This is a genomic window from Streptococcus porcinus (assembly GCF_900475415.1).
Taxonomy (GTDB): Bacteria; Bacillota; Bacilli; order Lactobacillales; family Streptococcaceae; genus Streptococcus; species Streptococcus porcinus.
In genome coordinates this window covers 956495-979558 of record NZ_LS483388.1, presented here as the reverse complement: position 1 = coordinate 979558, position 23064 = coordinate 956495, and the positions used below count along the sequence as shown (strand labels likewise).

25 protein-coding genes are annotated in these 23064 nt (G+C 35.6%); 2 read left to right on the top strand and 23 right to left on the bottom strand.

Annotation, left to right across the window (positions count from 1 at the left end; genetic code table 11):
- Nucleotides 1-81: 81 nt before the first annotated feature.
- Nucleotides 82-621 (top strand): TetR/AcrR family transcriptional regulator, encoded by a 540-nt coding sequence (locus DQM45_RS04960; protein ID WP_003085333.1) that lies wholly within the window; start codon nucleotides 82-84, stop codon nucleotides 619-621.
- Between the two features lie 49 nt (nucleotides 622-670).
- On the opposite strand, the gene tpx is transcribed toward DQM45_RS04960, so the two are convergent.
- From tpx to pcrA, 11 genes are all read right to left on the bottom strand, one after another.
- A complete protein-coding gene (tpx, locus tag DQM45_RS04955; RefSeq protein ID WP_003083578.1) occupies nucleotides 671-1162 on the bottom strand; it encodes a thiol peroxidase in 492 nt (163 codons plus the stop codon).
- 97 nt (nucleotides 1163-1259) lie between these two features.
- Nucleotides 1260-1904 (bottom strand): TrkA C-terminal domain-containing protein, encoded by a 645-nt coding sequence (locus tag DQM45_RS04950; RefSeq protein ID WP_003085302.1) that lies wholly within the window; start codon nucleotides 1902-1904, stop codon nucleotides 1260-1262.
- A 153-nt stretch (nucleotides 1905-2057) separates the two neighbouring features.
- Complete coding sequence (locus tag DQM45_RS04945; RefSeq protein ID WP_003086053.1) at nucleotides 2058-2546, bottom strand: Asp23/Gls24 family envelope stress response protein; 489 nt, start codon at nucleotides 2544-2546, stop codon at nucleotides 2058-2060.
- 10 nt (nucleotides 2547-2556) lie between these two features.
- Nucleotides 2557-2760, bottom strand: coding sequence for a CsbD family protein (locus DQM45_RS04940; RefSeq protein WP_003083851.1), 204 nt, complete (start codon nucleotides 2758-2760; stop codon nucleotides 2557-2559).
- Between the two features lie 37 nt (nucleotides 2761-2797).
- Nucleotides 2798-3319 carry an Asp23/Gls24 family envelope stress response protein gene (locus DQM45_RS04935; protein ID WP_003085980.1) on the bottom strand — a complete coding sequence of 174 codons (522 nt, stop codon included), beginning with the start codon at nucleotides 3317-3319 and terminating at the stop codon, nucleotides 2798-2800.
- Nucleotides 3320-3385: 66 nt separating this feature from the next.
- Nucleotides 3386-3574, bottom strand: a complete 189-nt coding sequence (locus DQM45_RS04930) for a DUF2273 domain-containing protein (RefSeq protein WP_003083819.1) — start codon at nucleotides 3572-3574, stop codon at nucleotides 3386-3388.
- A 9-nt stretch (nucleotides 3575-3583) separates the two neighbouring features.
- A complete protein-coding gene (amaP, locus tag DQM45_RS04925) occupies nucleotides 3584-4165 on the bottom strand; it encodes an alkaline shock response membrane anchor protein AmaP (protein WP_003085328.1) in 582 nt (193 codons plus the stop codon).
- Between the two features lie 59 nt (nucleotides 4166-4224).
- Nucleotides 4225-4470 (bottom strand): GlsB/YeaQ/YmgE family stress response membrane protein, encoded by a 246-nt coding sequence (locus DQM45_RS04920; protein ID WP_003085177.1) that lies wholly within the window; start codon nucleotides 4468-4470, stop codon nucleotides 4225-4227.
- A gap of 88 nt (nucleotides 4471-4558) precedes the next feature.
- Complete coding sequence (locus tag DQM45_RS04915; RefSeq protein WP_003083198.1) at nucleotides 4559-4804, bottom strand: GlsB/YeaQ/YmgE family stress response membrane protein; 246 nt, start codon at nucleotides 4802-4804, stop codon at nucleotides 4559-4561.
- 82 nt (nucleotides 4805-4886) lie between these two features.
- Nucleotides 4887-5129, bottom strand: a complete 243-nt coding sequence (locus DQM45_RS04910) for a GlsB/YeaQ/YmgE family stress response membrane protein (protein ID WP_003085102.1) — start codon at nucleotides 5127-5129, stop codon at nucleotides 4887-4889.
- A gap of 335 nt (nucleotides 5130-5464) precedes the next feature.
- Nucleotides 5465-7741, bottom strand: coding sequence for a DNA helicase PcrA (gene pcrA, locus DQM45_RS04905; RefSeq protein ID WP_003084263.1), 2277 nt, complete (start codon nucleotides 7739-7741; stop codon nucleotides 5465-5467).
- Between the two features lie 187 nt (nucleotides 7742-7928).
- Here pcrA and DQM45_RS04900 point away from each other — a divergent pair, with 187 nt between their 5' ends.
- Entirely contained in the window at nucleotides 7929-9167 is a 1239-nt protein-coding gene (locus tag DQM45_RS04900) for a cation diffusion facilitator family transporter (protein ID WP_003084644.1), read from the top strand.
- Nucleotides 9168-9264: 97 nt separating this feature from the next.
- Here the strand turns inward: DQM45_RS04900 and DQM45_RS04895 are convergent, their stop codons facing one another.
- The 12 genes from DQM45_RS04895 to pyk form a co-directional block, all read right to left on the bottom strand.
- On the bottom strand, nucleotides 9265-10035 hold the full coding sequence (locus DQM45_RS04895) for a CAMP factor family pore-forming toxin (RefSeq protein ID WP_003085236.1): 771 nt from the start codon (nucleotides 10033-10035) through the stop codon (nucleotides 9265-9267).
- 437 nt (nucleotides 10036-10472) lie between these two features.
- A complete protein-coding gene (locus DQM45_RS04890) occupies nucleotides 10473-11297 on the bottom strand; it encodes an amino acid ABC transporter substrate-binding protein (RefSeq protein WP_003085758.1) in 825 nt (274 codons plus the stop codon).
- Nucleotides 11298-11322: 25 nt separating this feature from the next.
- Nucleotides 11323-11952 carry an amino acid ABC transporter ATP-binding protein gene (locus tag DQM45_RS04885; protein ID WP_003085790.1) on the bottom strand — a complete coding sequence of 210 codons (630 nt, stop codon included), beginning with the start codon at nucleotides 11950-11952 and terminating at the stop codon, nucleotides 11323-11325.
- A gap of 9 nt (nucleotides 11953-11961) precedes the next feature.
- Nucleotides 11962-12603 (bottom strand): amino acid ABC transporter permease, encoded by a 642-nt coding sequence (locus DQM45_RS04880; protein WP_003084092.1) that lies wholly within the window; start codon nucleotides 12601-12603, stop codon nucleotides 11962-11964.
- A 97-nt stretch (nucleotides 12604-12700) separates the two neighbouring features.
- Nucleotides 12701-13042, bottom strand: coding sequence for a zinc ribbon domain-containing protein YjdM (locus DQM45_RS04875; protein WP_003085643.1), 342 nt, complete (start codon nucleotides 13040-13042; stop codon nucleotides 12701-12703).
- 140 nt (nucleotides 13043-13182) lie between these two features.
- Nucleotides 13183-14331 (bottom strand): mannitol-1-phosphate 5-dehydrogenase, encoded by a 1149-nt coding sequence (locus DQM45_RS04870; protein WP_003084994.1) that lies wholly within the window; start codon nucleotides 14329-14331, stop codon nucleotides 13183-13185.
- Between the two features lie 29 nt (nucleotides 14332-14360).
- Nucleotides 14361-14798, bottom strand: a complete 438-nt coding sequence (locus DQM45_RS04865; RefSeq protein ID WP_003085158.1) for a PTS sugar transporter subunit IIA — start codon at nucleotides 14796-14798, stop codon at nucleotides 14361-14363.
- A gap of 1 nt (nucleotide 14799) precedes the next feature.
- Nucleotides 14800-16752 (bottom strand): BglG family transcription antiterminator, encoded by a 1953-nt coding sequence (locus tag DQM45_RS04860; RefSeq protein ID WP_003082661.1) that lies wholly within the window; start codon nucleotides 16750-16752, stop codon nucleotides 14800-14802.
- A 25-nt stretch (nucleotides 16753-16777) separates the two neighbouring features.
- Nucleotides 16778-18553: a PTS mannitol-specific transporter subunit IIBC gene (locus tag DQM45_RS04855; protein WP_003085735.1), complete on the bottom strand. Its 1776-nt coding sequence runs from the start codon at nucleotides 18551-18553 to the stop codon at nucleotides 16778-16780.
- A gap of 124 nt (nucleotides 18554-18677) precedes the next feature.
- The gene (gene glmS, locus DQM45_RS04850; protein WP_003084136.1) at nucleotides 18678-20492 is read right to left on the bottom strand and encodes a glutamine--fructose-6-phosphate transaminase (isomerizing); all 1815 of its coding nucleotides are present in this window, start codon (nucleotides 20490-20492) and stop codon (nucleotides 18678-18680) included.
- Nucleotides 20493-20866: 374 nt separating this feature from the next.
- Nucleotides 20867-21424, bottom strand: a complete 558-nt coding sequence (gene lepB / locus DQM45_RS04845) for a signal peptidase I (protein WP_003084168.1) — start codon at nucleotides 21422-21424, stop codon at nucleotides 20867-20869.
- Between the two features lie 121 nt (nucleotides 21425-21545).
- The gene (gene pyk, locus DQM45_RS04840; RefSeq protein WP_003083678.1) at nucleotides 21546-23048 is read right to left on the bottom strand and encodes a pyruvate kinase; all 1503 of its coding nucleotides are present in this window, start codon (nucleotides 23046-23048) and stop codon (nucleotides 21546-21548) included.
- Nucleotides 23049-23064: the final 16 nt, after the last annotated feature.

The following is a 23064-nucleotide window of genomic DNA, read 5'->3' as shown; positions in this document are numbered from 1 at the left end:
TCTATTTCTATTATATAATGCTCTCAATTAGCGAACAAGAACAAAAGTAAACTAAGTGTTGATTTAAGAGGAGATAATCTGATGAGAAAAAGACAAACTGAAACCCTAAACTATCTAAGAGAATCTCTGATTGCTTTATTAGCTGAAAAAGACTTTGAAGCTATTTCGGTAGCAGACTTAACCAAAAGGGCAGGTATTAACCGTGGGACTTTCTATTTACATTTCCGAGATAAATATGACATGATTAACTACTTCAAAGATGAACATTTTGACAAACTTTTTCAGGTTTTAGATGCCCCTGAAATCACAACTAATACCAGAGAGTTATTAATTAAAACCTTAACCGTGTTGACCGAACATTTTGATTTTATTGCAGCTATTTCACAGTCACATAGCTTACACGTCAAAGAAATTCTCAAAGATTTTATCTATAAAGTACTATTAACCTTAGAAGATTATCAAAAAATTGTCAGGCAACAATATGGCGGTATTCCCTTTGAATACGCTTTGGAGGTCTACTTAGCTAGTGTTGAAAGTATCATCTCATATTGGATTAAAACAGGTGGTCAGCAATCACCCGAAGAACTAACAGATATTATTTTGAAAACTGTTGGCATATAATAAAGCTCACAAAAAGCCAAGAAGAGTCTTTCTTGGCTTTTTGTGAGCTTTATTGAATTGCTTTTAGAGCGGTGATTGCTGAAATATAATCTGGCTCAGAGTTTACATTTTCTAAATATTGTGTATAAACGATTTTATTATCATTATCTAGTACAAGAACTGCGCGAGCAAGTAAATGCCATTCCTCCATTAGTAAGCCATAGGACTTACCAAACGAATAATCATAATAGTCAGATAACATGATTGCCTTGTTAAGCCCTTCTGCTCCACACCAACGTGCCTGTGCAAATGGTAAGTCAACAGAGATTGTTATCACATAGGTATCTTCCAGGCTCGCTAACTCCTTGTTAAAAGTACGCGTTTGAGTTGAACAGATACCTGTATCAATTGATGGAACCACACTAATAACTTTTTTACCCTTAAAATCCGATAATGATTTTTTCTCTAAATCAGTAGATAATAAGGTGAAATCTGGCGCTATTTGACCTACTTGAAATTGTTGCCCAGCTAAGGTTACGGGTTTCCCGATAAAGGTTGTCATTAGCTTATACCTCCTACAAAAATGTATCAAGACCTCATATCTCTGTCATTAGGTAAATAATGTTTAAAAGGTTCACTAATGACACAGTTAAGCACTATTAGAGTCCCATTGATAAATTAAAATAATTTTTCATTCTAGAATAAGCTGCTTCATCTCCAACGAAGTAGATATGATCCCCTTTTTCGATAACAGCATATGGCCCGGGAGAAATGAGGAACTTACCTTCATGTTCAATAGCAACAACGGTTGCCCCTGTTTGATGCCATAAATTTAACACACCTATCGACTTTCCAAAATGAACCGTATCTTTATTGACAATAATTTCATAAGGGGCCAAAGGAAATTGCTTACTAATATTTTGACTCTGCATTAAGAAATCATTGACTAGTAGAGATAAATCATTTAATTCATCATTTTGTTTCTTGATATTTTCCCGAATTTTTTCTTTAATCACGGCTATAGAGTGTGTTGACTCGTATTGGTTGATAAATTCTATAGCTTTTTCTTTGGATAAAACAATAGCACCGCTACCATGCTTGAGGGTTAATATTTTTAAATCTGCTAAAATATTAAGGCCTTTTCGTGCAGTTTCAGGTGATACATTAAAAGTTGATGCTATTGTTGTCCGTGATTTTAACTTTTCTCCAACTTCATATTCCCCACTTGCTATTCTCTGAGCAACAGAGATAGCAATCTTTTGGTATTTTGAAGTTGTTACTTCATTTTTACTAGCTGTAGTCATTTTTCACTTCCTTACTATACTTAATCTTACTCAAACAGTCTAATTAAATCACATTTCACAAAAGATTTCAATAGCGATTATAAAGTATAACATAAAACAGAGAGCGGTTTAAAACCAGCTCTCTTGTCTTTCCATTAAGAATCACCTAAAAAACTAGTTAACTGTTTTCTCAGTATTAGTATTATTAGAAACGGCTTCTTTGACTTGATTTGTCTTTGAACTTACATACTCTGAAGTGGAGCTTGCAGCACTTTCAACACGATCCTGAATTGTTACTTCTGCAGCTTTTTGTTCTTCTTTAGTTCTAATATCAACAACATTGACATTGACTTCCACAACATTAAGGTGAGTCATAACATCGACATTTTGAGCCACGATTGCTTTTATTTGATCGACAATTTTTGGAATATCTTTGCCATACTCGACAATAATGTTAAGATCAACCGCAACTTCCTCAGTACCGACTTCTACATTTACTCCATCGGTGACTGAATCACTGTTCACAACATTATTTTTAAGGTTTGAGAAAAAACCACCGCTGACAGCTAGAAGCCCATCTACATTTTCAAGGGCATGGCCAACAATTTTTTCAATTACTTTGTCATCGTAAGTTAATGTACTTTTTATATCCTTAGCAGTCATAAGCTCTCCTCTACTCTTTAGTCTTGTCTTTAAGCCCTTTTGCTAGGCCGTCAAGTGCATCCTTTGCATCAGCAGCAACTTCATCAACCTTACCAGTTGTTTTGTTGACTTTTCCTTCTGTTTCCAATGATTTGTCCCCAGAAAGTTTACCCAAAGATTCCTTAACAGAGCCAGTAACTTGTTCCATCTTTGCTTTCAATTTTTCATCTGACATATTAAACACCTTCTTCTATCAATTTAGCCTTTCTAAACTATTTCACGCGAGGTTCAGTTTGCATGCTATCATTAACCGTAGATTTTACATTGCCAACTTGCTTACTAGTGAATTCACTCGTTGCGTGCGCTGCATCAGCCACTTTATCTTGAAGGCTAACAGTATCTGCTTCGTGTTGAGCTTTAGTTTTAATATCGACAACGTTAACATTAACTTCAATAACATCTAAATCAGTCATTTTCTTAACTTCAGTTTCAATGGTTTTCTTAATTTCATCAAAAATAGTTGGTACGTGTTTTTGATATTCAGCAATAATATCTAAATCAACAGCTACTTGCTTTTTACCCACTTCAACCGAAACACCTTCACGAACTGTATCAGTGTTAACTAATTTGTTTTTGATATTTGCGAGATAACCACCATTAACAGCCAATAAACCATCAATATGAGTTACTGCTAAACCAACAATTTTCTCAATTACTTTATTTTCGTAAGTTAATTCACCACGAATAGTTGGTGCGTCAGCTACTTGAGTATTTTTGATAAATGTGTCAGTCATAATTATTCTCCTTTTTAGATAAGTTATTTAAAAATAGTAGTTTTGAGAGGAAAAGAGTTACTTCTCTCAGCGACGGCCGATAAATTGGTCAAAAATGCCTGTTCTCTTTACGAATAAACCACCATAGACACCCAACACAATAAAAATGAGAGCTAGGAGGGTTTTAAAGAAGCCGAAAGTCATTAGTAAAATAGCAAGTATCAAGCCAATGACGCCACCAACAATAGGATATTTATATTTTTCAAAAAACTCCATCTTTATCTCCTATTCTACACGGTTCCCTTTACCGTATTTTTTTTCAGTTTGAGCAATATCTTTTACATAAACTTTTAGGTTAACAGGTTTATCAATTCCAAAAAATTCTTTAAAACCAGTATCAATACCTTCTTTTATTCCACGGATTTGGTCACTAACAGCTACCCGTGAATCTAAACGACCCGTAACGTCAATTTTAAATTTCCGCTTATAAAGAGTTGCTGTGACATTTGGCTTAGTCATTAAACCGGCATTTTGAATTGCAGTGCGGACATAAGACTCAATTGCTGACTTTTTAAGAAGTAAGGAACCTTGGTTTTTACTAAGACGCACCTCTGTATAAGTCCGTGGGTAAAATATAACTACTAAAATTCCTATGATTGTTAAAGCTGCTAAAGCAACAGCTACCCAGTAAAAATAGTAATACATTCCAGGATCAAGGAAGCCAGGAATCCTGTCTAAATCCCAGCCAAACCAGTCATAACTTGAAGGCATATCTAGATAACCTTGAGTCACTCCCATTACCATAATAAAGATGGATAGGAGGATAAGGCCAAATAAACTATAAAATATTTTTAATATCTTTGCCATACCTACCTCTTTCTTACTTTTCAATAGCTCTGTTAATACTTTTTGCAATCATTAATGTATTAATTAAGTTTACTTAGTACAAAAGAAGTTACAATAACTACTATAACTGCACCGATAATTGACGGAATTAATGCCATACCTGCTAGTGATGGTCCCCAAGCTCCTAGTAAAGCCTGACCAACCCATGCACCAACAAGACCTGCTACAATATTAGCAATCCAGCCCATTGAGCCACCACGTTTTGTAAGTGCTCCGGCAATTAGACCAATAAGGCCTCCAACGATTAATGTCCAAATAAGTCCCATAATATTTCTCCTTCTCTGTGAGAATCAGAATGATCGATTCTACCTTTATTAAGCAATCAACTGTTTAATAGCTAGTAAGTAACTCCGCTTAACCAACTTTACGTAGCATAAATGAAGTTACAACAACTACTATAACTGCACCGATAATTGACGGAATCAAGGCCATGCCTGCTAGTGATGGTCCCCATGTTCCTAACAGAGCTTGCCCTAACCAAGATCCAATAAGACCTGCTACGATATTAGCAATCCAGCCCATTGAGCCACCTTCTTTTGTAAGCGCTCCGGCGATTAGACCAATAAGGCCTCCAACAATTAATGTCCAAATAAGTCCCATAATATTTCTCCTTAGTATTTTGAGTATTTTGATAATTATTTTTTACTCAATATCATTTTCTCTCTAAAGCTCTAGCTGAGGGTTAATTGACTTTCCTTAAGATGAATGAAGCAATTAAAACAACAATCACAGCACCAATAATTGACGGAATTAATGCCATACCTGCTAGTGATGGTCCCCATGACCCTAATAAAGCTTGCCCTAGCCAAGATCCAATAAGACCAGCTAAGATATTAGCAATCCAGCCCATTGAGCCACCCTTTGTAAGTGCTCCAGCGATTAAACCAATCAAGGCTCCAACTAATAATGTCCAAATAATACCCATAGTATTTCTCCTTCTATTAGTGCATTGCACTGTATGTTTGTTGTAAAAATGGTTCATCACCCTGTAACTAACCTCGGTCGTTTAAGAAGTGACTACATAAATCTAAAAGCAAGTGTCAATAATATAAAACTTAAATATATAACATATCAATTCTTTATTCAAATCATATACTTAGAGGCTTTTTCGTAGTGACCACTCGTTTTTTTATTTATATTGTTATTATACCTCTTACGTTTTTATTTGCAAGAAAAAAGCACTGAATTTTTAAATTTTTTTATTTTTGAAATAGTAAAAAGCTAGAAATCCCCGTGTGATAAGATTTCTAGCTTTTTATATTAGTTAACTTTTTCAATAGGAGCTACGCTGGCTAGTAACTTTTTCAGACCAACTTCCGGAAATTTAATTTTTAGTTCCATAGTTTTGCCACTTCCAGATACCTCTAGAACTGTTCCTTTCCCCCATTTTTTGTGCTGAGCAATATCGCCAATTTCCCAATGCACTTCGCCACTTTGGTTATTTCTGCCAAAAGGCAAATCCATCGTGTTAATAGCTTGTGGTTGAGCATGTGACTTACGCCCTTGAATAGCCTGGGATAAACTCATTCCTTGGGCAAAATGTGTCTGATTTTGATGAGTCATTTTCACGCCAAAAGAACTACTCGTCGGTCGCGCTAAGCCCTTGTAAGTAAGCAATTCATCAGAAATTTCGCGTAAAAAACGAGTTGGCCGATTATAGTTGGTTTTACCAAATAAGGTCCGTGTATTAGCATTTGTCAAAAAGAGAATCTCTTCAGCCCTAGTAATACCTACATAAGCTAATCGTCTTTCTTCTTCTAATTCACTCTGCTCTTCAAGAGATCTTGATAAAGGAAACACACCTTCTTCCATCCCAATTAAAAATACGATTGGGAATTCTAAACCTTTGGCCGCATGCAAAGTCATCAACGTCACTTCTGCTACATCGCTCTTAGAATCATCAGTGTCAGCTATTAAGGCAAGGTCGTTTAGAAACCTACCCAGTTTATCAAGCCCGCTTTCTTCTATAGTTGCACTTGATTCGTCAAAGTTTTTAGTAACAGATAAGAATTCTTCAATATTCTCAATCCGCGCCTGACTTTCCAATGTATTTTGAATGGTTAGCGCCTGCAAATAACCTGATTTATCAAGTATTTCTTGTGCCAAGTCGGTAATTGTTAACTGATCTAAATGATTGCGTAAATCACCCAGAAGGCTTGCTAAATCCATAATAGCTTGAGCTGCTTTACCTTTCAAAGGAGAGAGGAATAAATGACTAGATGCTTCTAATAACGACATTTCCTGATCATAAGCAAACAGCCTCAATTTCTCAAGTGTCCCAGGTCCTACACCACGTTTAGGCTCATTGACAATCCTTTCAAAAGAAATATTATCAGATGGGTTGGCCACAATATTTAAATAGGAAATCAAATCACGGATTTCCTTACGGCTATAGAATTTTGTTCCTCCAACCATTGTATAGGGGATATTTGATTTGAGAAAAGCTTCTTCTATTGTCCGAGATTGCGCATTTGTACGATATAAAACTGCAAAGTCTTTAAAACTTTTCCCCATCTCCATGCACATACTTGAGATGGTCGAAGCAATAAAAACAGCTTCATCTCTTTCGTCATTTGCCCTGTAGTATACAATTGGTTCACCACTGCTATTTTGCGTCCATAGTTTTTTATCACGTCTATTTTGATTATTCTTAATGACGTCATTAGCAGCTTGCAAGATTGTCTTTGTTGAACGATAATTTTCTTCTAATAGAACAACCTTTGCTTGGGGGTAATCTTTTTCAAAATCTAGTATATTCTGCATATCAGCACCCCGCCACCCGTAGATAGACTGATCGGCATCACCAACTACACAGATATTTTGAAAACGTGAGGCTAGCAATTTCACCAACTGATACTGGGCATGGTTGGTATCCTGATATTCATCGACATGGATATACTGATAACGTTGCTGGTAATAGGCTAAAACTTCTGGATTTTGATCAAACAATCTTAGAGTCATCATGATTAAATCATCAAAATCCATGGATTCACTACGTCGTAGCTCTTCCTGATAAGCTTTATAAGAACGCGCAACAATTTGAGTATAGATATCAGAGGCTTGGGCTTCATATGCCTTTTCATCTAGCAAGTCATTTTTGGCATTGGAAATGGTACCCAAGATTGACCGTTCACTCCATTTTTTAGAATCAATGTTTAAAGATTTTAAAATACGTTTCATTAGCGTTCGCTGCTCTCCAGGATCAACAATCGTAAAATTACGATTGTAACCTATATGATCAGCTTCCCGCCTTAAAATCCTGACACACATTGAGTGAAAGGTAGCAATTAGAGTATCTTGTGTTGCAGGGTTTAAAGCTAGCGCCCTTTCTCGCATCTCGTGTGCTGCTTTATTGGTAAACGTAATAGCCAAAATATTCCAAGGATTGACATATTTTTCATCAATTAAATAAGCAATTCGATGGGTTAAGACTCTTGTTTTTCCAGAACCCGCGCCAGCCATAATTAAAAGCGGTCCTTCTGTTGTTTGAACTGCTTCCGCTTGTTTATCATTCATTCCATCCAATAAGGGATTCATTTTTTCTCCTCATAACTCTATACATCTATTAACTTTAAAATTATACCACTTTCCAAGCAAATTTTAAAATAAACAGAAAAGGCTTAAAAGCATTTTCTCCTGATAAAGCATAAACTTGGAGACATGTATCACGTTACTATATATTGGAATATGATATAATAAAAACATTGAACTTTAAGGAGAAGTAATGACTCAAGATCCTATTATTAACCTAAAACTTGCTAAACGAGGTCCTATTGTTAGTATTGTGGCTTACTTAATCATCAGTATTGCAAAGTTGCTAAGTGGTTACTTCCTTAACTCTAACTCTTTAATTGCCGATGGCTTTAATAATCTATCAGATATCGTCGGAAACGTAGCACTCCTAATTGGTCTTCAACTTGCGAGTCAGCCTGCTGACGCTAACCATAAATTTGGTCACTGGAAATTTGAAGACTTATCTAGTCTAATAACCTCATTTATTATGTTTATTGTCGGCTTCCAAGTGCTTATTCAAACGATTCAAAATATGGTTCTTGATAAGCAAGCCCCTGTAGATCCCTTGGGAGCAATTGTCGGTATTATTTCCGCAATAATAATGCTGATGGTTTACTTTTACAATAAAAGACTCTCAAAGCAAGTGAAATCTAGCGCTCTGGTTGCTGCTTCTAAAGACAATTTATCAGATGCAGTAACGTCCGTTGGAACTTCTATTGCAATTGTTGCCGCTTCTCTAAATTTACCAATTGTCGATAGAATCGCTGCTATTATCATTACCTTTTTTATATTAAAAACCGCTTATGATATTTTTATGCAAAGTGCCTTTAGCTTATCAGATGGCTTTGATAATAAGCACTTGAAGCAATACGAAGAAGCAATCTTAAAAATTCCCAAAATAAAAGCTGTCAAATCCCAGAGAGGTCGCACCTATGGTAGTAATGTCTACTTAGATATCGTTTTAGAAATGAATCCCGACTTATCAGTTTATGAAAGTCATGCTATTACTGAGCAAGTCGAGAATCTCTTAAGTGAAAAGTTCTCTGTTTATGATATTGACATTCATGTGGAGCCGGCAAAAATTCCTGATGATGAGTTAATTGAAAATGTTACCCTAAAAATTTACCGCAATGAGAAAATAATCCTCTCAAAAATACCTGGCTATGAAGAGCACATCGCTGATAATTTTACTTTAATTGATCAAACAGGAAAACTTCTCAATCGGCAGAGCCTAATTGATAAACCAACCTTCTATCCTAGCAATTTTAAAAACTTCCACTTGCAATCAATTAGCCAAAAGACAAAGCTCATTACCTATGAACTCGAAGATAATCTTCACACTAGTATTTGGCGTCGTAATGAGGTTTGGTATTTAATTTTTCATCAAATAACCCCCAAAGAAAAACACCGTTTAACGACAAAACATTACAAAATCTCTAAAAGAAACTAAAAGACTGAGCAAGTTGAACCCTAAATACTATCTAGAGTTCAACTTACTCAGCTTTTTAATATTATGAAGAAACGATATCGTATAGAACGTAATATTTTTATTGTAAAGCAGTATCTAAAGCTTTTTGTAGCGTTACAATTTCTTGATCAACCTGTGCAACCGTTACGCTTGGATTTAGCTGCACTCCAACTGCATGAGTAATAGCTTTATTCAAGGTATTATAAACTTCAAAGCTCTTAACATTCAAAACTTTCTGGTCACGGGTAATTCGTGTGCTCCAGATAGCTTTATCTAGTTTTGCTTTGGTATAGAGAGTTGCTCTGTCAGTTGGTTTTAAATCTGGGTATTTAAGAACAGCTACTTCCAACTGTTTTACTGCTTCGACTTGCGCTTTTATAGAATCTACAGAAGCAAATGGATCAGCAATTCGAATAAGCAATTTGGTAATGGCAAATCCCATATCAATATGTGCTTGTTCCACTTTATTTGTCAAATGATTTGTTGAAAAGACAATAGCTTGAACAACATCAGAAAGTGCTTCAACTCTGGCACCAATTGAACTTAAATCATAAATAGTTTCAGGATTGGCTCTTAAGGATGTTTCAAGACCGTTCACAGTATTAATAGCTGTAGTGACGGTTTTCTCATTAGGTGTTCCTTTAACTTCTTCTTTCAAAGCACTCAATTGATTACTCTCTTGAGTTAACCGATTAGTTAATTGTGCTTTTTCTTGAGTATTTATGCTAGTTACTGCAGTTGTATTTTGTGCCCCATTAACTTGATCTGCACTTACGGTAGTAAGAACTGGTGAAAATAAAGCTATACTTGCAACTGAACCTGATAGATAAAGTATTTTTTTAATATCCATAGTGATTCCTCTTCTAATTGATGATATATTGCAATATATGGTAATAAGTACTTACGCATGTATCATACTACTTATCAATTTCTTCGTCAAATATAATTTGAAGAGACTAATAGCAATGGTTGTGTCCTATAAAGTTACTTTAATAGTCATATTATTAGATTAAATTTAACAAGAGCGGTCTTCTGCTTTTGTTTTTTAATTTTTCGAATTATTAAAGGATATCCTGTTTGAAATAACAAAGGGCCATAAAATAAATTATTAAGCATGCTTATATTATCTGAATATTTAATTTCATAGTTATAGCTACTTAAATCAACCAGATGAGACGTAAATAATTTTTATTATAATTATTAAAATATTAATAATTACAAAAATACTCCTGATTTGTCTAACTATATTTTCGACAAATCAGGAGTATTAAAAATATTTGTTTACATCTATTTTACTTGATCGGTAGCTACATCCTCACCGAACCATTTTTTCGAAATCTCTTGAAATTTTCCATTTTTGTAAAGAGTTTTAAATCCTTTATTAATCATTTTGACTAAGGTTTTATCCTCTTTTCGAACACCAACAGCAAAGTTTTCCCCTGCATATTCGCTTTTCGTAATATGGTATTTCTCTAACTCGCCTTCTTGCTTAAGATAATAGTTAGCATAAACTTTATCAATCAGTAAAGCATCTATCCGATCATTTTTTAAATCAATAAAACCTTGTGTGAAGGTTTCGTACTGAGTAGCATCTTGACCTTTAACATTATTCTTTAAAATTTTAGGGTAACGAGTAAAAGCATCATAGCCAGAAGAAGCCGATTGAGCACCTAAAGTTTTCCCTTTCATATCTGAAAAACTGTTGATATGGGTAGCATTTTTCGATACAAGAATTTGTTCATTTTTCATATAAGGATTTGAAAAAGCAACTTTAGCTAGGCGTTCTTTAGTCATGGAATAACCATTCCAAATCATATCAATCTTACCGTTTTTAAGCTCTGTCTCTTTTAAATCCCAATTAATGGCTTGAAATTTAACAGTAATCCCATACTCTGCAAAAACTGCTTTAGCTAATTCAATATCGAAACCAGTATTTTTACCCGATTCATCCTTATAGCCCATTGGGACAAAGGTGTTATCAAAGCCTAGAGTGATTGTTTTTTCTTTTTTATAAGTCTTCCACGAATCACCTTTAGTGGCTTGAGGTTTGCCACAAGCAACTAAACACGTAGTGACTACTACTGTCATTAAGATCATAGCTAGTTTTTTCATTGATCTACTCCCTATCATTACCTATTTATTTAGGATTAACTCTTATAATCTGATCTGAGATTGTTTCAGCAAACTGAAGGTCATGAGTGACAACTATTTGCGTAATTCCCATCTGACGATTTTGTAGGATTAACTTAGCAACTTCATCACGTAATTCTGGATCTAAAGCGCTAGTAGGCTCATCGTAACCAATAATTTGAGGATTAATCATCATCGCTCTTGCTAATGCCACCCTTTGCTTTTGTCCTCCAGATAAGGAAAAGGGGTAGTCTATAAGATGATCCTTAAGGCCTAGTCGCTCCAAGATTTCTTGAGCCTTAACTTTTGCCTGCTTTTTGTTTAAACCCATAGTGAGAGTTGGTGATAAAATCAAATTGTCTAGTACCGTTAAGTGTGGGAAAAGTTGAAAATCTTGAAAAACAAAACCAAGTAAATGACGATTCTCTAAGTGATCAATCGGAACTGTTTCACCATCATAAATGATTTCCCCAGAATCAATAGGCTCCAGACCAGCTAACATTCTTAAAAGAGTTGTCTTACCACCACCTGAAGGTCCCACCAAAGAAAGAATTTGGCCATCAGAAACTGTCAAACTGAAACGATCAAATATCTGTTTATGGCCAAATTGTTTGGAAATATTTTTAAGTTCTAACATGTGGCCTCCTTATTTATAATAGTTAAATTTCTTTTCGATATGACGTGATAAAATTGTGACTAATCCGATAAGTAAAAGGTATATCATCCCCGCAATAAACATTGGTGCGAGGGTTGCATCACGGTTAGCTGCTGTCTTACTTGCCAGCAACAAGTCTCCTACACCTAAGACATAAACCAAGGAAGAATCTTTAACTAGATTAATTACTTCGTTAAAAACACTTGGTAGTACAATTTTAAAAACTTGTGGCAAAATAATGTAGCGAATGGTTTGCAACTGACTTAACCTTAATACTTTAGCAGCTTCATATTGTCCTTTAGGAATTGCCTCAATACCACCACGGAATATCTCAGCAAAGTAAGCTGCATAGTTCATAGTAAAGGCTAAAATTGCTGCCGGCATCCTATCAAAGGTAAGACCCACATTGGGCAAGACATAATAGAAAAAGATCAATTGCAAAAGCAAAGGTGTGCCCCGCATTATCCAGACGTAGAGGGTCAAAAACCATTGCAAGGGTTTAAAGGGGACCTTCATCAAAAATGCCAACAGAGCACCTAAAGGAATGGAGAGACTAATAACAATGAAAAACACTTGTAAGGTAACCTTAGCCCCATCCAGTAAACTGGGAAGAACTTGTAATATATATGACATTTATACTCCAATAATGAAAATAAGTGTTCTCATTATACCAAATTATCTGAAATTTTGGGAGAACTTTGAATAAAGATACAATATAAGTAAAAATATTCTACAATTTTTTTACAAATTCTGACTTCAACTTCATAGCACCGAAACCATCTATTTTACAGTCAATATTATGGTCACCTTCAACTAAACGGATATTTTTGACACGCGTGCCTTGTTTAATATCCTTAGGTGCACCTTTTACTTTAAGGTCCTTAATGACTGTAACACTATCCCCATCATGTAACTGCGTCCCATTACTATCAAGAACTTTTAAAGTATCCGCTTCTTCTAAGAGAGTTGTTTGATCTGCTGGCCATTCAAAACTACACATGGGGCAAATGAGCATAAGACCATCTTCATAAACATACTCGGATTGACATTGTAAACAATTTGGTAGTGACATACTATTATCTCCTCTAAGTCTAACTATTCTGTATTTTAACTATTCTACTTTAGATAAGGCTATTTGACAAGTTGAATGCGTTTTTAAAAATGATTTTTTTAAAGAAAAACCCCTCTACTAATCAGAGGGGAAGATATCAACTAAGGAGTTGTCTTAATACTTGTAACAATTTCTTGAATAAGGTCACGATCTTCAAGTGAAGTCACGTCTGCTACAACCTTTTCTAAATTATTTTCTGATAGCATAACTTGAAGTTGATTACTTTGCTCATCATTCGCATCTTTATAGTTAAAAACATAGGCAACTGTTTTCAAAAGCTGATTATAGGGAAGCTGACGCTCTTTAAGTTCCCGAATAGGACGGATAAAACGTTCGTCATATCCAAGTTTGCGAATAGGGGTTCTAGCTACCCGAACCACATCATCAACAATATAAGGGTTTTCAAAACGACTGATGATAATGTCATGATAGGCCTCTAGTTCTGCTAAATCAAAATTCCATTTAGCCACCAGTAAAGATCTAATTTCAGCTAGCACAGCCTGTAATCTTTCTTTTACTTCTGGTAATTGCAAAGCTTCTAAGATGGTCTTAGCGCCTGCGTGTGCTCCTGTATATGCTGACGTAGCATGGCCGGTATTTACCGAGAATAATTTACGCTCAATAAAAGGTTCTAAATCTTCCTCGTAGTGAACACCGATAAGCCTTAAATCTTTATTTTTCATTCGGCTTGTTTCAACCACCCATTCATTAAAAGGTTCAACAATTACAAATAAGGGATCTTCATGTGACTGAGCTGGAACAATTCTATCAACAGCTGCATTTGGAAAACCTATATAGGAATTGAGATAAACTTCTGTCTCTTCCGATAGATACTTTTTAACTTCCTCAAGTAAGAACTGAGATCCATCAATCATGTTTTCACATGCTAATATATCAAGAGGGGTTTGAACACCATTTGATTGACGTTTTTGGATACCACCAGCAATCAATTCTGCAATAAACGGAAGGATATTAGGCCCAATAGCTGTTGTAACAATATCAGCCTCAGCTATAGCCTCAACAACTGCCTCAGGATTTAACCGACTATTAATACCAGCTACATTTTCTATAGTAATATGACGTTTACCATCTTCTGCTATTTCAATCTCATAAGTATGTCTGTCGTTTAAAGCATTAATAATAGTTTCATTAACATCTACGAATTGAATGGAGAAATTATTTGTTGCTAAAATTTCTCCGATAAAACCCCGACCAATATTTCCTGCTCCAAAATGAACTGCTTTTTTCATGACTTACTCCTTTTACTGCAAATTTCTAATTAGTCTACTGAATTTAATAAAATAATGATTTCTTCTTCTGTTTTAGCATCAGCTAATTTAACAACATTATTAACATCAGCACAGAAGATTGAAATTTTTTGGATTAATTGCAAATGTTCATCACCAATACCCGCAATTCCAAATAGGACCGTAACTATTTGAGGATTCTCTTGCGTTCCAAAGTTAACACCATCTGGGACTTGTACTACTGTTAAACCTGATTTTTTAACGTTTGTTTTAGCTGCATCTGTTCCATGAGGAATAGCAATAAAGTTTCCCATATAGACAGATAATTCTTGGTTACGATCAAGCATCGATTGAATATAGCCCTCTTCAACATAACCATTTTGGTAAAGTAGCTGACCACAATAACGAATAGCCTCTTCATAACTATGAAAAGATTGGTTAAGTTTTATGAGTTCTTTTTGAAATTCCATATTAATTCTCCAGTTTTTTAATTTTTTCAGTAAAAATTTGATTTAATAATTGATAAATAATGTCATAATTTCCCTTACGATATATTTCTGTATAAAGATGATTTTCAATCAAGGATTGGCTTATGGCAGTCATCAAGTCTCTAATCTCTTCACTTTCATTGAGTCGCGTTAGCATGACTAAAATCCGATTGACGACTTCATCTTGCCCATTCATAGACTTCGCCTTAACGGGATGATTCAATTCAAAAACCATAAAGGTTGAATGTTCCACCTGACTGGACTGTGTATGAACAAGAGCAAGATTGGTCTCTGGAATTGCCATAGGACTTTCATGAAATCGCTTAATAAGTTTATGAGCTAGATAATCTTTATCCTTTACCTGATGGATATCAGCAATGATTTCGACAATTGTTTGTTCAAAGCACGCGCTGTTGTAGATATAAGTGACTGTAAAGGTCTCTAAGAGAAACTGACTAGCTTCAAAATAATCTTTAAAATGAAAGTTAGACGGTAAGAATATATCATCTCTTGGCTTAAAGTCTCGACTGACTTGTACCTGATTTAAAAACTTCTCTAACTCAACCAGTTCATTTGGATTAGGAAAGGTTGAAACTAAATGAACTTGGTTATTGGCAAGTAATTTTGTCGATAAAACCGCATCAAATACCTCAAAATCACTCTTTAAAAGCTTATCAGTGCCTTTTGTTTGAATACTTTCAATAAAAGGAGCAATGTTTTTCAAGCGAGTAATTAATAGCTCGGTTGCTAATGGCCTTTCATCAGTCAACAACAATAAACGGATCGGGTAAATTTGTGGACTACGTCTCAAACTGGAAGCAAAGTGGAGGGTGATCAGCTCCAACTCACTTTCAGTTCGAAGGAATTGCGGAAAAATCTCCATGACCAGTAATTTAATCAGGCGATGGAGATAATCACTATGACTTAGAGCTTGATGAGCTAAATCAGTGGTATGACTATCAGCGAAGATAAGAGGTACAGCTAAGCTAAGGCGAATGTGGTTAAATAAAAATTTAAATAGCTTGGGATCTTTTGTAAAATTGATTTTAGTGTATAGCGCTACTTTATCAATCAAATTCGTTACATTATAAAAAAACTCACTATCAAAATTTTCCTGAAACAGTGGTGTTTCTTGACGCTTGAGCACTAATTGATCAAGCATTCTAGCAAAATATAAAATTTCTTGTAAGGGATAAAAAGTTTGTAGTTCCTTGGAAAGGTCTGCAAAAACTTTTTTGGAAAAATCAAGGGACAATTTACTGACCTGTTGCTTTTCCTGAGGAATCTGATCCCAATTACTTAAGGCTAAGAGAAAAACAAAAAATTGGAACAACTTTGAATCCATCTCTGGTAATTCAGACTGATAGCTTTGAAAGATCTGACACGCTCTAGCTAAGGTTTCCTTTGGAATAAGAGAATAGTAACCCATTTGTAGCTGATAAAAATCAGATAGATTTATGGTATTACATAAAAGTATGGCTAGAAATCGTCTTCTTGAAATTGGGATTTGTCCAAGCTGATAGCCCTTTTGACGATTGATAGGAATATTAAAATCTGCCAAACGCTCCTCAATCAAGGCAATATCTTGAATAATAGTAACATTACTAACCCCCAAAATAGCTTGTAAATAGTCATTTGTCACACCTTGCTCATTGATCAATAAGTGATAAGTAATCAGATTTAAACGTTCACATTTAGTAAATAGTTCCTGACTAGTAAAAGACTGTAACTGTTCCAAATCACCATTTAGATAATATTTTTGATCATCTTTATGAATGACAATTTGCAATGGTTTCAAGCTATCAGTTAGTTCATTCAAAACCCGATAGACTGTCCGTTTTGAAACCTTCAGAATATCACTCATATTATCAATTGAAAGCTTTCCATAAGTCAGGAAAGCTTTCAAAAGTTCTTCTTCTCGTCTTGTTAGTTGCATAAATTAATTATACACCATTTCTAACTTATTTAGAGATTCTATCGACCATTTTGTCGTATTCGTTAGTAGTTACCAAACTGTCAACAGCAAGTAAGGTTGCAGCAGGCGCCACTTGTTGCACCTGTGCTTGATTATCAATACTTGTAATAATCAAAATATTGCTTGAGTTGTGGGCAGCTAGTTTGTGATTTTCAACCTTTGTCACTGGAATGCTAATATTTCTAACTTTGAAAATTTCTTCTAAAGTAGCTTGTCCCATAGTCGCTGAACCTTTAGCATCACCGTAGGCAAAGACCACTTCATCAATATTATGTAAATCAATCACTTCTTGATTTGTGACTGGTTGCGTTTGAGGCTTAAGAGCTTCTGGATTAGGCTTTTTTACAAGCTGTGCAACTATCTCATCATATTTTGGCGTAGCTAAGAAATTATCGACTGAAACATGGCTGGCACGTGGCGTTTTTTGAGCTGCACGAGCTGCAAGTTCTTGTTGAGTCACAACCAAAGTATTTGTCACATCAGTTAAATTAGAGATAGCTTTATTGGTTACCGGGATTGTTAGCCCAGCCTTTTTCACCTTATCGCGAAGGATTGAAGCTCCCATAGCAGAACTTCCCATACCAGCATCACAAGCAAAGATGATTTGTTGAATAGTATCACCTGTGAAGGTTTCCTTTGCATTTGTCACAACTTGACCTTTTGCTTCTGCTTTTGCCTGCTTCGTTGCCGCTTGTGCTTCTACTAACGCACTTTCGTCATCTTCTGTTTTATCTGCCTTTAATATAATCGAAGCAATTAAGAAGGAAACAATCGCTGCTGAGAATACACCTGCTAATACAGAGCTTAGGTTATATAAGTAATTATCACCTTTTGGTACCATTCCCCAAATAGCGATGATAGAACCTGGTGATGCAGGTCCTCCAAGACCTGAACCCAATAATTGGTTAGTAAATGTACCTGTAACACCACCACCAATAACAGCTAAGAATAAAGCTGGCTTCATCATTACATATGGAAAGTAAATTTCATGAATACCACCAAAGAAATGAATAATTAAAGCACCCCAAGAAGATGATTTCGCTGCCCCTTTACCAAATATTAAATAAGCTAATAAAATACCAAGCCCTGGACCAGGGTTTGCTTCAAGTAAGAAGAGAATTGATTTGCCAGTTTGAGCAACTTGTTCTGCCCCAAGTGGTGTAAAGATACCATGGTTAAGTGCATTATTAAGGAATAAAATTTTAGCTGGTTCAATAAGAATATTTGCTAAAGGCAAAAGCTTCATATCAATAATGGTTTGTACACCGTGGCCCACCGCAGTTGTGAAAACAGCAACAAATGGTCCTACAATTTTGAATGCCAGCAATAGTAACCCAAATCCAATTAAACCTGCTGAAAAGTTGTTAACCAACATCTCAAAACCTGGACGAATTTTGTCTTGGAAGGTCTCATCAAATTTTTTGATAACCCATCCACCTAAAGGCCCCATAGCCATAGCACCGATAAACATTGGTACTGTTGAGCCTGCAATAGCTCCAAACGTTGCAATGGCACCGACCACTGCACCACGTTGACCATGAACAACATAACCACCAGTGTATCCAATTAGCAGTGGCAACAAATAGGTGATCATTGGTCCGACTGCAGCACCAAATTCTTTATTTGGCATCCAGCCGGTGGGGATAAAAAGTGCCGTTAAAACTCCCCAAGCAATAAATGCCCCTATGTTAGGCATTACCATATTCGATAGGGCTGTACCTAACTTTTGAATTTTAACTTTAAGTGAAGATTTTTGTTCCATCAGAACCGCCTCCTAGTTTATTTACATTTTTATCATATCATGTAAGAAGTATCGGGAAAACTCAAACTTTGGCACAGAATTTGTGACAAAAAAAGATATCTATTTCTAGATATCTTTTAAACTTTTATTCTACTGTTACAGCTTTGGCTAAGTTACGTGGTTTATCAACATCCAGACCACGTTGTAGTGAAGCATAGTAGGCAATTAATTGTGTTGGAATAACCATTCCGATTGTTGCAAGATATGGATGAACTTTGTTAACGATGATATCATCACCTTCACGTTCAAGTCCTTCTTCAACAACTGTCAAAACACTTGCGCCACGTGCTGCAACTTCCTGGATATTTCCACGCGTATGTGCAGCAACCAGTTCACTAGATGAAATCAGTCCAATAACTGGTGTCTGATCTTCAATAAGTGAGATTGTACCATGTTTTAATTCACCAGCAGCAAAACCTTCACATTGGATGTAGGAAATTTCTTTTAATTTAAGGGATGCTTCCATGGCAACATAATAATCATTACCTCGACCGATATAGAAAGCATTACGTGTTGTCGCTAATAATTTTTCAACTTTTTCAGCAATCAAGTCTTTTTCTGATAGGGTTGCTTCTATTGATTGGGCAACAAGTGACAACTCATGAACTAAATCAAACTCAATAGCTTCCTTCTTACCATTTGCCTCACCAACAGCTTTCGATAAGAATGCTAAGGCAGCTACTTGTGCAGTATAAGCTTTAGTTGAGGCCACTGCTATTTCTGGACCTGCATGTAAGAGCATAGTGTAAGTTGCCTCACGAGATAAGGTTGAACCAGGAACATTTGTCACAGTTAAACTTGGAATTCCCATTTGGTTAGCTTTTACTAATACTTGGCGACTATCCGCAGTTTCACCAGATTGACTCAACAAAATAAACATTGGTTTTTGACTTAGTAAAGGCATGTTGTAGCCCCACTCAGAAGCAACCCCTAATTCAACTGGGGTATCTGTGAGCTGCTCTATCATTGATTTAGCGGCAAAACCAGCATTATATGATGTCCCTGCTGCAAGAATATAGATACGATCAGCATCTTGTACCGATTTTACGATTGCTGGATCAATAGCCATTTTGCCATCTTCGCTTGCATAAGTTGAAATTAATTTACGCATTACAGTTGGCTGCTCATCAATTTCTTTTAGCATATAGAAAGGATAAGTTCCTTTACCAATATCAGATAAATCTAGTTCAGCAGTATAGGACTCACGTTCAAGGACATTACCCTCATAATCAAGAACTTTAACAGAGTCTTTTGTTAAGATAACAAGCTCTTTGTCATGGATTTCCATAAACTCACTTGTTTCACGGATCATAGCCATCGCATCTGAGCAAACCATATTATACCCTTCACCAAGACCAATTAGTAAAGGAGATTTATTCTTTGCTACATAAATGGTATCTGCATCTTCTCTATCAATTAATGCAAAGGCATATGAGCCTTCAATAATTGACAGTGCTTTTTTAAAGGCTTCCAATACTGTGAGTCTATCTTCTTCCACAAATTTTCCAATTAGATGAACAGCAATTTCTGTATCTGTTTGCCCCTTAAAGTTGTGATTAGCCAAAAACTCTTCTTTCATTTGGAGATAGTTTTCGATAACACCATTGTGAACTAAAACAAAACGCTCTGTAGCTGAAGTATGAGGGTGAGCATTCTCAACAGTTGCTTGTCCGTGAGTTGCCCAACGTGTATGACCAATTCCTGTGCTACCAGCTACATCAATCCCGATTTTTGCTCGTAAGTCAGCAATACGACCAACAGATTTAACCAAACTTGAATTCTTTCCGTTTGCCACAAAAATACCAGCTGAGTCGTAGCCACGATATTCCAACTTTTCCAATCCTTGCATCAAAATATCTGTTGCATTACGATTCCCTACTACTCCAACGATTCCACACATAAATAAACACCAAGTAAGTTACCTTACTTCTTTCTTTTCATTATTTTTAAAATTGGTATAGTCTGCTTTTGTCATTTAAAAAGCTATGTTAGTAGTATATAATAATGATTTTTTCTTGTCAAATATTATATTGGTATAGTCTAATTTAGAGGGTTAAAAGATATTTGAAAGGTAACAAAAAGTGTCTCTTTAGCTACTAAAGGAAGTCTGATATGCCTTCTCAAGGACAGTATAGCTTACTTATAACTATTTTCTTAGCTATTTTTAAGATTGATATTCTTTAAGGGATTTTAAAAGACATGACCCCCAGTTGAAATAGAGGTCATGCCTTTTAGTAATCATTTATTTCTAAGAGGAACTTGCCTTCCACTGCTTTAGTCAACCTCTACAAAACCAAATTCATCAATAGGTAGCACTCGGAAGGTAACGACACCTTTAATTTGTTTTTTATCAATCAAACCAAACTGGCGACTATCGGCACGATTACGACGATTATCATTTAACAAAAGATATTTCCCACTAGGAATAACGGTGTTCTTTCCTTTTGAAATGGTTGCTATATTAAAATCATCTGTAAAGAGACTTCCCATAGGTGAATGTTTTAAGTAGTCATTTTTCAACTTTTCGATATAAGGTTGGTCTTTGATACGATTATTTAAATAAAAAATATCGTCCATATAGGTTGCTCTCTGCCCCTCAGTTGCGATCACTCGACTAACATATTCTTTTTTATCCACTTTATAAACAACAAAGTCTTTATAACGAGGCTCTACATTATGTTTAATGGTAACCAAGTCACCCGCTTTCAAATAAGAATTTTCTGATTCTTTCGTAACTTCAAATGTAGAAAAGACAAAAATACTTAAAAGTACTGCAATAATAGCCACAATTAAAACAATAATAATATTTCGAATAAAATCTCTTTTTACCATATTTACTCCTAATCTTATGTCTATTATAGCATGTTATGCCTGATAACAAAAGACTAGAACTTGGAAGAAGACTATTCAATGAACAAAAAATCACAAGGAATTCCTTGTGATTTTAGAAATTTTATTTAACAGTACGAACTCGCATTGTGTTAGTTCCACCAGAGCCGACGGGAACACCCGCAACAATAATGATGTTGTCGCCTGAGCTGACCATTCCTGACTTAAGAGCTAATTTTTCCGCTACTTCAAACATATCATCTGTAGAAGATGGTTTGTCTGCGACAATTGGAGTTACTCCCCAATAAATCATAAGAGCTTTTTGCACTTTTTCATCAAAAGTAACAGCTAGAATATCTGAATCTGGACGGAATTTTGAGATAGCACGAGCTGTATTACCAGTCTCAGTAATCGTTACAACAAGTTTGATATCCATAGAATGCGTTGCATCTTTAACTGCAGAGGCAATAACATCTGTCTTATTAGTACGTGGGAAAGTAGAAGAATCTAAACGGCCATATTCATTAAGAAGTGTTTGCGCATTTTTATCAATTGTCGCCATTGTACGCACTGCCTCAACAGGATACTTACCATTTGCTGATTCACCTGAAAGCATAGTTGCATCAGTACCATCAATAACCGCATTGAAGACGTCTGAAACTTCTGAACGGGTTGCACGTGGTTTTTCAGTCATTGTTTCAAGCATGTTTGTCGCTGTAATAACTGCTTTACCAGCTGCGTTCACTTTAGTAATAATCATTTTTTGGAAAACTGGTACCATTTCAAATGGCACTTCAATTCCCATGTCTCCACGAGCAATCATGATACCATCTGCTGCTTCGATGATTTCGTCAAGGTTATCAATACCTTGTTGATTTTCAATTTTAGCAAATAATTGAACATGATCATTTCCAGTTTCACGACAAATGTCACGTACTTCTTCAACATCTTTAGCAGTACGTACAAATGAAATGGCAATAAAATTCAAGCCTTGTTCTAAACCAAAACGGATATCAGCATTATCACGCTCAGCTAGAGCAGGGAATGGAATCTTAGTGTTTGGAATATTCACACCTTTTTGTTTTGCAATACTACCATCGTTTTCAACGGTAACGATAAATTGACGTGTAGCGATATCTTTTTCAACTACTTTCAATCCTAGCTTACCATCGTCAATAAGGATAGTATGGCCCACTTCAACTTCATCATAGATATCTAAGTTCCCAGCAACACTCAAAGCGATGACATCACGAGTAGACTTAATACCTTGTTCAGTAGCGACACGAATACGTTCACCAGTTAGGTAACTGTATTCTTTAGCATCTTCTTCAAACAATTCTGTACGCATCTCTGGCCCTTTAGTGTCTAAAAGGAAGCCAACTTTTTTACGTGCAATTTCTTCTGCACGACGTACAGTTGCCATACGGTCACCCTGTTCTTGATGATCGCCATGTGAGAAATTGAAACGGAAAACATTTGCACCAGCTTCGATTAATTCAGCGATTTTTTTTGCTGACTCTTCAACGTCAAGTTGACCAGCCCAGTAGCCATCTTCACCAAATCTTTTTCCACCACGAATTTCTACCGCAGGACCAAGTGTTGCAACAATTTTTACACGTTTACTCATAATATTATGAAACTCC